Origin of the sequence: aff. Roholtiella sp. LEGE 12411 (assembly GCF_015206995.1) — a bacterium.
Lineage (GTDB): Bacteria > Cyanobacteriota > Cyanobacteriia > Cyanobacteriales > Nostocaceae > Komarekiella.
Genome location: NZ_JADEXR010000223.1, coordinates 1 through 7,427, shown reverse-complemented (window position 1 = coordinate 7,427; position 7,427 = coordinate 1). Strand labels below are relative to the sequence as shown.

Annotated in this window: 6 protein-coding genes; 2 read left to right on the top strand and 4 right to left on the bottom strand. The window is 39.6% G+C overall.

Annotated elements, in window-relative coordinates; all coding sequences use genetic code 11:
- Positions 1-128: 128 nt before the first annotated feature.
- The 4 genes from pstB to pstS form a co-directional block, all read right to left on the bottom strand.
- Positions 129-908, bottom strand: coding sequence for a phosphate ABC transporter ATP-binding protein PstB (pstB, locus tag IQ246_RS27855; protein WP_194006529.1), 780 nt, complete (start codon positions 906-908; stop codon positions 129-131).
- A 30-nt stretch (positions 909-938) separates the two neighbouring features.
- Positions 939-1,820 carry a phosphate ABC transporter permease PstA gene (pstA, locus tag IQ246_RS27850; RefSeq protein ID WP_194006528.1) on the bottom strand — a complete coding sequence of 294 codons (882 nt, stop codon included), beginning with the start codon at positions 1,818-1,820 and terminating at the stop codon, positions 939-941.
- 61 nt (positions 1,821-1,881) lie between these two features.
- Positions 1,882-2,880, bottom strand: coding sequence for a phosphate ABC transporter permease subunit PstC (gene pstC / locus IQ246_RS27845; protein ID WP_194006527.1), 999 nt, complete (start codon positions 2,878-2,880; stop codon positions 1,882-1,884).
- Between the two features lie 88 nt (positions 2,881-2,968).
- Positions 2,969-4,012, bottom strand: coding sequence for a phosphate ABC transporter substrate-binding protein PstS (gene pstS / locus IQ246_RS27840; RefSeq protein ID WP_194006526.1), 1,044 nt, complete (start codon positions 4,010-4,012; stop codon positions 2,969-2,971).
- Between the two features lie 755 nt (positions 4,013-4,767).
- Here pstS and IQ246_RS27835 point away from each other — a divergent pair.
- Both IQ246_RS27835 and IQ246_RS27830 read left to right on the top strand, forming a co-directional pair.
- Positions 4,768-6,276 carry a UbiD family decarboxylase gene (locus IQ246_RS27835; protein WP_194006525.1) on the top strand — a complete coding sequence of 503 codons (1,509 nt, stop codon included), beginning with the start codon at positions 4,768-4,770 and terminating at the stop codon, positions 6,274-6,276.
- Positions 6,277-6,537: 261 nt separating this feature from the next.
- Entirely contained in the window at positions 6,538-7,077 is a 540-nt protein-coding gene (locus IQ246_RS27830) for an SH3 domain-containing protein (protein WP_194006524.1), read from the top strand.
- Positions 7,078-7,427: the final 350 nt, after the last annotated feature.

The window sequence follows — 7,427 nt, the reverse complement described above, 5'->3', positions numbered from 1 at the left end:
AAACAAAGTCGGGATAGGGCATTGCCACGACTCTAAACGGACGCAGAGACGGGATAAGACTACTCCGGTAGCATCTGTCAACGAAGCGTCAAGAATCACCTCGCCTTCAGGCAGGTGAGTATGTCAAATTAACCAAAACGCCCTGAAATGTAGTCGTGGGTACGGGGGTCGAGTGGATTATTAAAGATTTGCTCTGTAGCACCGAATTCAACCATTTGACCAATACGACTTTCATCTGTGCTGAAAAAAGCCGTGAAATCGGAGATCCGGGCAGCTTGCTGCATATTGTGGGTGACGATCGCGATCGTCAATTGAGAGCGTAAACTATGGAGAAGTTCCTCAACTTTCATGGTAGCAATGGGGTCAAGAGCCGAGCAAGGCTCATCCATCAAGAGAATTTTGGGTTTGACAGCTAAAGCACGAGCAATGCATAGTCGCTGTTGTTGACCACCAGAAAGCCCTAAAGCAGATTTATCTAGTTTATCTTTCACCTCATCCCAAAGAGCAGCGCCTTTCAAAGCAGATTCGACAATCTCATCAAATTCTGTTTGGGTAAGCCTGTGCGCTATTTTTACACCGTAAGCAACATTTTCGTAAATGCTCATGGCGAAAGGATTCGGTTTTTGGAACACCATACCAATTTGGCGGCGTAGCCTATTTGAGTTAATCCGAGGGTCATAAATATTCTGACCAAAAAATTCTACGCACCCTTCAACTTTCACAGGCCCTTCTAATTCGCTAATACGATTGAGGGTTTTAATAAAAGTAGATTTACCACAACCACTAGGCCCAATAATTGCGGTTACATGATTTTGATAAATATCCATTGATACATCTTCAATTGCTTTGGAAGTGCTGTAATAAAAGCTAAGATTTTTAACTTTGATAGCTGGAATTAGATTACTCATACTTAACTAAACGGGTGAAAAAATTAATTTCTACTTGGTCATTCTCTTGCTAATAACTAAACGAGAGAGAATACTGACACATAAAACTAAGCTGAGTAGAACTATGGAAGTAGTCCAGACCAATTGATTTTTTTGCGGGTTGGGGTCGTTGTAGAGGTTAAAAATCAATACTGGTAGAGAAGCTGTTGGACTTAACAATCCTTCTGACCAATCTAGACTAAACAAAGCAGTAAAAATGAGAGGTGCTGTTTCACCAGCAGCACGGGCTACAGCCAATAAAATGCCTGTTGTAATCCCAGGTATTGCAGCAGTAAAAACTATGCGAAAAGTAGTTTGTAAACGGGTTCCTCCTAAAGCAGCAGAGGCGAGGCGTTGACTACTGGGAATAAGTTTTAAAGATTCTTCTGTTGTGAGTACAATAACGGGTAGCATAATCACGGCTAACGCAAAGCCACCTGCGATCGCACTAAATCCTTTAGTTACTAAAACAATCACAGCATAAGCAAATATACCCACCACAATCGAAGGTACGCCTGTAAAAATCTTAGTAATAAAACGAACAAAACCAACAGCTGGGTTAGTTTGACTAAATTCCGCTAAAAAAATTCCTGTCATTATCCCTGTGGGAATGCTTAACAGTGCGCCAATTAGCACCATTGTGATAGTACCCAGTATGGCATTACTAAACCCGTTATCAATTACTGTTTTGACAAATATTTCTGGATTGAGTCCAGATATTCCTCGCACAAAAATTTCCCATAAAAGTGACAGCAAGGGAACAAGTGCTAGACCTGTGAAAAGAAAGGCGATCGCATTCATTACATAAGTAAATAACAGTCGCCTTGGGGTTAAAGGACTACATAATTCTGCTGCTAGGGATTTATTGCTTTCAGACTGTAGATAGGCACTCATTTTTTTTACAGTTTATGATATTTAAACTTGTGATTTAGATGTAAAATTGTAGTTCCATGTTTTACCTATTTTTCCTGCCAAACCACTGCACTAATAACACCGCACCAATATTTACAACTAAAGTCAACCCAAATAAAATCAATCCCAAATAACTTAGAGCGCCAATATGCAATCCTGGTTCAGCTTCTGCAAATTCATTGGCTAATACAGAGGGAATTGTATAAGCCGGAGCAAGTAAGGATGGACTGATTTGAGCAGAGTTACCAATCACCATAGTGACAGCCATGGTTTCGCCCAGAGCACGTCCTAGAGCAAGCATGACCGCACTCATGATTCCGGAAAACCCAGATGGTAGCAAGACCCGAAAAATTGTTTCCCAGCGTGTACCACCTAAAGCCATAGATGCGCTACGTAATTCTTTAGGTATAGCTAGTAATACTTCACGGGTAATTGCTGCCATTGTTGGCAGAATCATGATGGCTAAAATAATACCAGCAGTCAACATATTCGTTCCAGAAGGTTCTTCTGTATTAAATAGTGGTATCCATTTGAAGATACTAGCTAGCCACTTTTGCAGAGGTTCTAAAACTGGAATAAAGACAAAAATAGCCCATAAACCAATAATGACACTGGGAATTGCTGCGATTAATTCAATAACAAATGCTATGATTGTTCGTAACGATAAAGGTAAGAAATTTTCACTAGTAACTAAAGCGATAGCGATTCCTACTGGGACAGCAAATATAATAGCGATCGCGCTACTTACTAGAGTTCCATAAATATAAGGTAAAGCACCAAAAATCTGATTACCTGTATCCCAATCTTGACCCCACAAAAATCCTAATCCAAACTGCATAATGGCTGGTTGAGCTTCGTAGAAAATTACCCAACTCATCACGAATAGTACCGCAACGGTAATTAGGGTAAAAAGGTACACCAGCTGTTTAAATCCTTGGTCGAACCAGAAATCTGTTCTGCTAGTAGCTGTCAGGTCAAGATTTTCATCACTTAACTTCTGTTGACTTGATGAATTATTATCGGCTGGTTCTGATGATGTCATTACAAATTCATAAAATAGTATTTTTTCATGTCAATAAGGTGAGCAAATAGCTCACCCTACTATGAGAGAAAATTAATCAGATGAAAAATTAAGGTTTGACAGTACTATTTACTGTTTGAAGTACACGGCTTACTACACTAGATGGAATCTTAGTATAATTGAGGTCGTCGTTATACTGTTGACCGTCTGTCAGCACCCAATTCACCCATTTCTTAATAGCATCGGCTTTGGAAGCATTAGCATACTGCTTGTAAATCATCATCCAGGTAAGACCTACGATAGGATAACCTTGTCCTGGATCTCCTACAAAAACGCGGTAGTTGTCTGGAAAGGTCACAGTTGCTAAAGCTGTGTTTGCAGATTGTAAAGAAGGAGCAATGAATTCTCCTTGCTTATTCTGTATGAGTGCTGATTTTAATTGGTTTTGGTTAGCGTAGGCATATTCAACATAACCAATAGAGCCAGTAGTGCGAGATACTAAAGCAGCTACCCCAGGATTACCTTTACCTTTAAGGACATTTGGTAGTGTCCATTTGGGAGCAGTGTTGGCTCCAATTCTTCCTTTGAAATAAGGACTAATGCTACTCAAATGATTAGTGAAAATGAAAGTTGTACCGCTACCATCAGCGCGAACCACAAATTTAATTGGTTGATTTGGTAGATTTACACCAGGGTTATCAGCTTTTATTTTTGCGTCATTCCAGTTGGTAATTTGACCTGCGTAAATTGCTGGTAGTGTAGAGCGAGATAATTTTAGACTATTAACACCCGGAAGATTATAGACAACAGAAACAGCGCCGCCTGCTGTAGGTACTAAAATTACACCATTCTTGACTTTAGCCATTTCATCATCTTTCATTGCTGCATCACTACCACCAAAGTCAACAGTTCCAGCAATGACTTGACGAATACCGCCGCCACTACCAATTCCTTGGTAGTTAATTTTCAAGTCGGAATGTTTTTTCTTAACTTCACGAGCATAGCGTTCATAAAGCGGAGCGGGAAAAGTTGCTCCAGCACCATTCAATGTTTCAGCTTGAGCGATCGCAGTAAAAACTTGGCTAAATGCAATAGCAGATGTTACTACTGAAGTAGTAACTAAACGGTTCAAAATCGTAGTTGAAAAAATCATATTACCTCGTATTAAAGGAACATTTTCCTGTTGTAATTGCAGCTTTAAGTAAGCTACATTTTTTATGATTAAAATACATTAACAAAAGGTAAATACTTCATTAAAGTATCTTTAACTTTTGAGCACGATAAAGCTATACAATATTTGTTAATGTATTTATCTTCAAATATATTGAACATAAAAAAATATTTTGTTGTATAATTATTTTCCTCTGGGAAAATCTAATTTAGCGTCAAAAACTATCCATTTAATATAATTAACTATTTTTAATTTATGTGATTTATTTTTTATAATTAAAAACCAAAACGCTAAATAGCCCAGGCTGGTTAACTACTTAGGCGATCGCAAGCTGACAAAATTGGGAAAAAGACAAAAGCAATAATTACTTTCTTTACAAATTATCTAAATACGTTTGAAGGCACAGATAAAGGTTACAAAAAATAAACCTAGCAGGTACCACATAACAAAGTAACCTGCTAGGAAGGTATAGTACATTCTGGCCATGTTTGAGCAGATTAGCGTTTATTTGGCAAAAATAATGCTTATCTCTGGTTAGGATAACTAAATTGTTTGTGAAATATAGTTAAGAAAAACAAATAAATAGATTAAGTTGCAGTTAAAGCCAACAATTTCCCGGATGGTGGAGGAGTGAGAGAGTGCGGGAGAGAATAATTAACGACAAATGACTAATGACAAATGACTAATAATAAAAGAACGTTCTTCACACTTCTTAAATATTCGGTTTTATTAGAACAATGGCGAGAGACTTGCGGGGATTCATTAAAATTCTAGAACAAAAGGGACAATTACAGCGAATTTCAGCTTTAGTTGACCCAGAGTTAGAAATTGCTGAGATTTCCAACCGGATGCTGCAAAAAGGTGGGCCTGGGTTGTTGTTTGAAAACGTCAAAGGTGCTTCTTTCCCTGTGGCGGTGAATTTGATGGGAACTGTGGAAAGGATTTGCTGGGCGATGAATATGCAGCATCCAGAAGAGTTGGAAACTCTGGGGAAAAAGCTGAGTATGTTGCAACAGCCAAAACCACCAAAGAAGATTTCCCAGGCGATAGACTTTGGTAAGGTACTATTTGACGTAGTTAAAGCGAAACCAGGACGGGACTTTTTCCCCGCTTGTCAACAAGTGGTAATTCAAGGCAATGATGTAGACTTGCGGAAGTTGCCTTTAATCCGCCCTTATATCGGTGATGCTGGCAAGATTATCACGCTGGGGTTAGTGATTACTAGGGATTGTGAGACAGGTACGCCAAATGTAGGTGTGTATCGCTTACAACTACAATCACAGAATACGATGACGGTTCATTGGCTATCGGTGCGTGGTGGGGCGAGGCATTTGCGAAAAGCAGCCGAACGTGGGAAAAAATTAGAAGTAGCGATCGCACTCGGCGTTGATCCTCTAATTATCATGGCAGCTGCTACACCCATACCTGTAGATTTATCAGAATGGCTATTTGCAGGACTGTACGGCGGTTCCGGTGTGCAGTTGGCCAAGTGTAAAACCGTAGATTTGGAAGTTCCCGCAGATTCAGAATTTGTTTTAGAAGGGACGATTACCCCAGGGGAAGTTTTACCAGATGGGCCTTTTGGCGACCACATGGGTTATTACGGCGGCGTGGAGGATTCTCCATTGATTCGGTTTCAGTGTATGACGCACCGCAAAGATCCGATTTACTTAACAACATTTAGCGGTCGTCCACCCAAAGAAGAAGCGATGATGGCGATCGCACTAAATCGCATCTATACCCCTATTCTGCGCCAACAAGTATCAGAAATTGTCGATTTCTTCTTACCAATGGAAGCTTTGAGTTACAAAGCTGCAATTATTTCCATTGATAAAGCATATCCGGGACAGGCGCGACGGGCTGCTTTAGCATTTTGGAGTGCTTTACCACAATTTACATACACTAAGTTTGTCATTGTTGTAGATAAAGACATAAATATTCGTGATCCACGTCAAGTAGTATGGGCGATTAGTTCCAAAGTTGACCCGGTGCGAGATGTATTTATTTTGCCAAATACACCGTTTGATACTTTGGATTTTGCTAGTGAGAAAATTGGTTTAGGTGGACGGATGGGAATTGATGCTACCACGAAAATTCCCCCTGAAACAGACCATGAATGGGGTGCGCCTTTAGAGTCAGATCCAGATATCGCAGCGATGGTAGAAAGGCGATGGGCAGAATATGGTTTGGCAGATTTACAGTTAGGAGAAGTTGACCCAAATCTGTTTGGCTACGACATGAAGTAAAGTTTTGGCTTGTAACCGATAAAAATCTACAATAACTATCAGTTTGGCTGATTTTCGTCAGTCAAACTGACAAAACAATAAAATTTCTGAGAGAAAAATCTGAATAATCTAATTTAATACAAATCTCTATTTTCTCATTAGAAAAAGCCCTGATACAATGAAGCACTTCTGTATTATCAATTAACTCTATTTTTCAGGTATGATGTGAGGTAAAAATAAGACCGCCGTCTTGGACGCTGATACTAGAACAATAGAGAAAATATGACAAAAAATATAAAAAAGTCACCATCCAAGCTAGCGATAGTATTAGGATTAACTTGTGTTAGCGTAATTATCAATACTGGTATGGCCAATCAAATCGTTTTAGCGAAATCAATTAATCAAAATAAATGCGATATTCTTGCCTACGTCACTGATACAGATCTACAAGGTTTAAATGTGCGGAGTGGTGCAAGTATCAGTAATAGAATTATGGGGCAAATACCCATCCATGAAACAGTTCAAATTGTTGCTGCTTTGGGAAAATGGGTACAGATTACTAACGCTAGCAATGGTTTTCAAGGAACTGGATGGGTGTTTGTACAAAACTTAGGCATATCATCACGGGGTTATGCTACTAATGGTGTAGATATTTACGCTAATGCTAATCAGCAAAGCCGAAAAGTAGGAAAAATCCCCCCTGGTGAGAACATCAAATTGCTAGGCTGTCAGGGAGATTGGGCACAGGTAGAATATCAAGGTGTCAAGGGTTGGTTAGCAAGGGAAGATCAGTGTGGTGCTGCTCTTACTAGTTGTTCTTAAAGCTACATACCTCTGTAGCACTCAACTGCGTCCCACATACCCCTCTTCTGTAACTTTCTGAGTATTCTGAATAAAAGAATCAAAAGATAAAACTCTGTAAGGTAAGTAGGGTAATGGATGTAGAATTACAAATCCTAAAACATTTGGCAACAGATGCCCACCCAACAGTTGCGCTCGTAGATGAATAGTGACAGAAGAGGAATAAATGCCGATTAGCTGATAAAAAACAAAAGCCCCCCGTCATGACTTGGGAGGCTTTGTGTCGTGTATTAAAAACCTGGCATCGAGCTATTTTTGCGTAGGGCTACCCCTAAACTATCGTTGCCGCAGCAGCGTTTCACCACTGAGTT

Coding starts and splice junctions, on each gene's coding strand:
- IQ246_RS27835 (WP_194006525.1), top strand. CDS start 4,768: ATGGCGAGAGACTTGCGGGGATTCATTAAAATTCTAGAACAAAAGGGA.
- pstC (WP_194006527.1), bottom strand. CDS start 2,880: ATGACATCATCAGAACCAGCCGATAATAATTCATCAAGTCAACAGAAG.
- pstS (WP_194006526.1), bottom strand. CDS start 4,012: ATGATTTTTTCAACTACGATTTTGAACCGTTTAGTTACTACTTCAGTA.
- pstB (WP_194006529.1), bottom strand. CDS start 908: ATGAGTAATCTAATTCCAGCTATCAAAGTTAAAAATCTTAGCTTTTAT.
- pstA (WP_194006528.1), bottom strand. CDS start 1,820: ATGAGTGCCTATCTACAGTCTGAAAGCAATAAATCCCTAGCAGCAGAA.
- IQ246_RS27830 (WP_194006524.1), top strand. CDS start 6,538: ATGACAAAAAATATAAAAAAGTCACCATCCAAGCTAGCGATAGTATTA.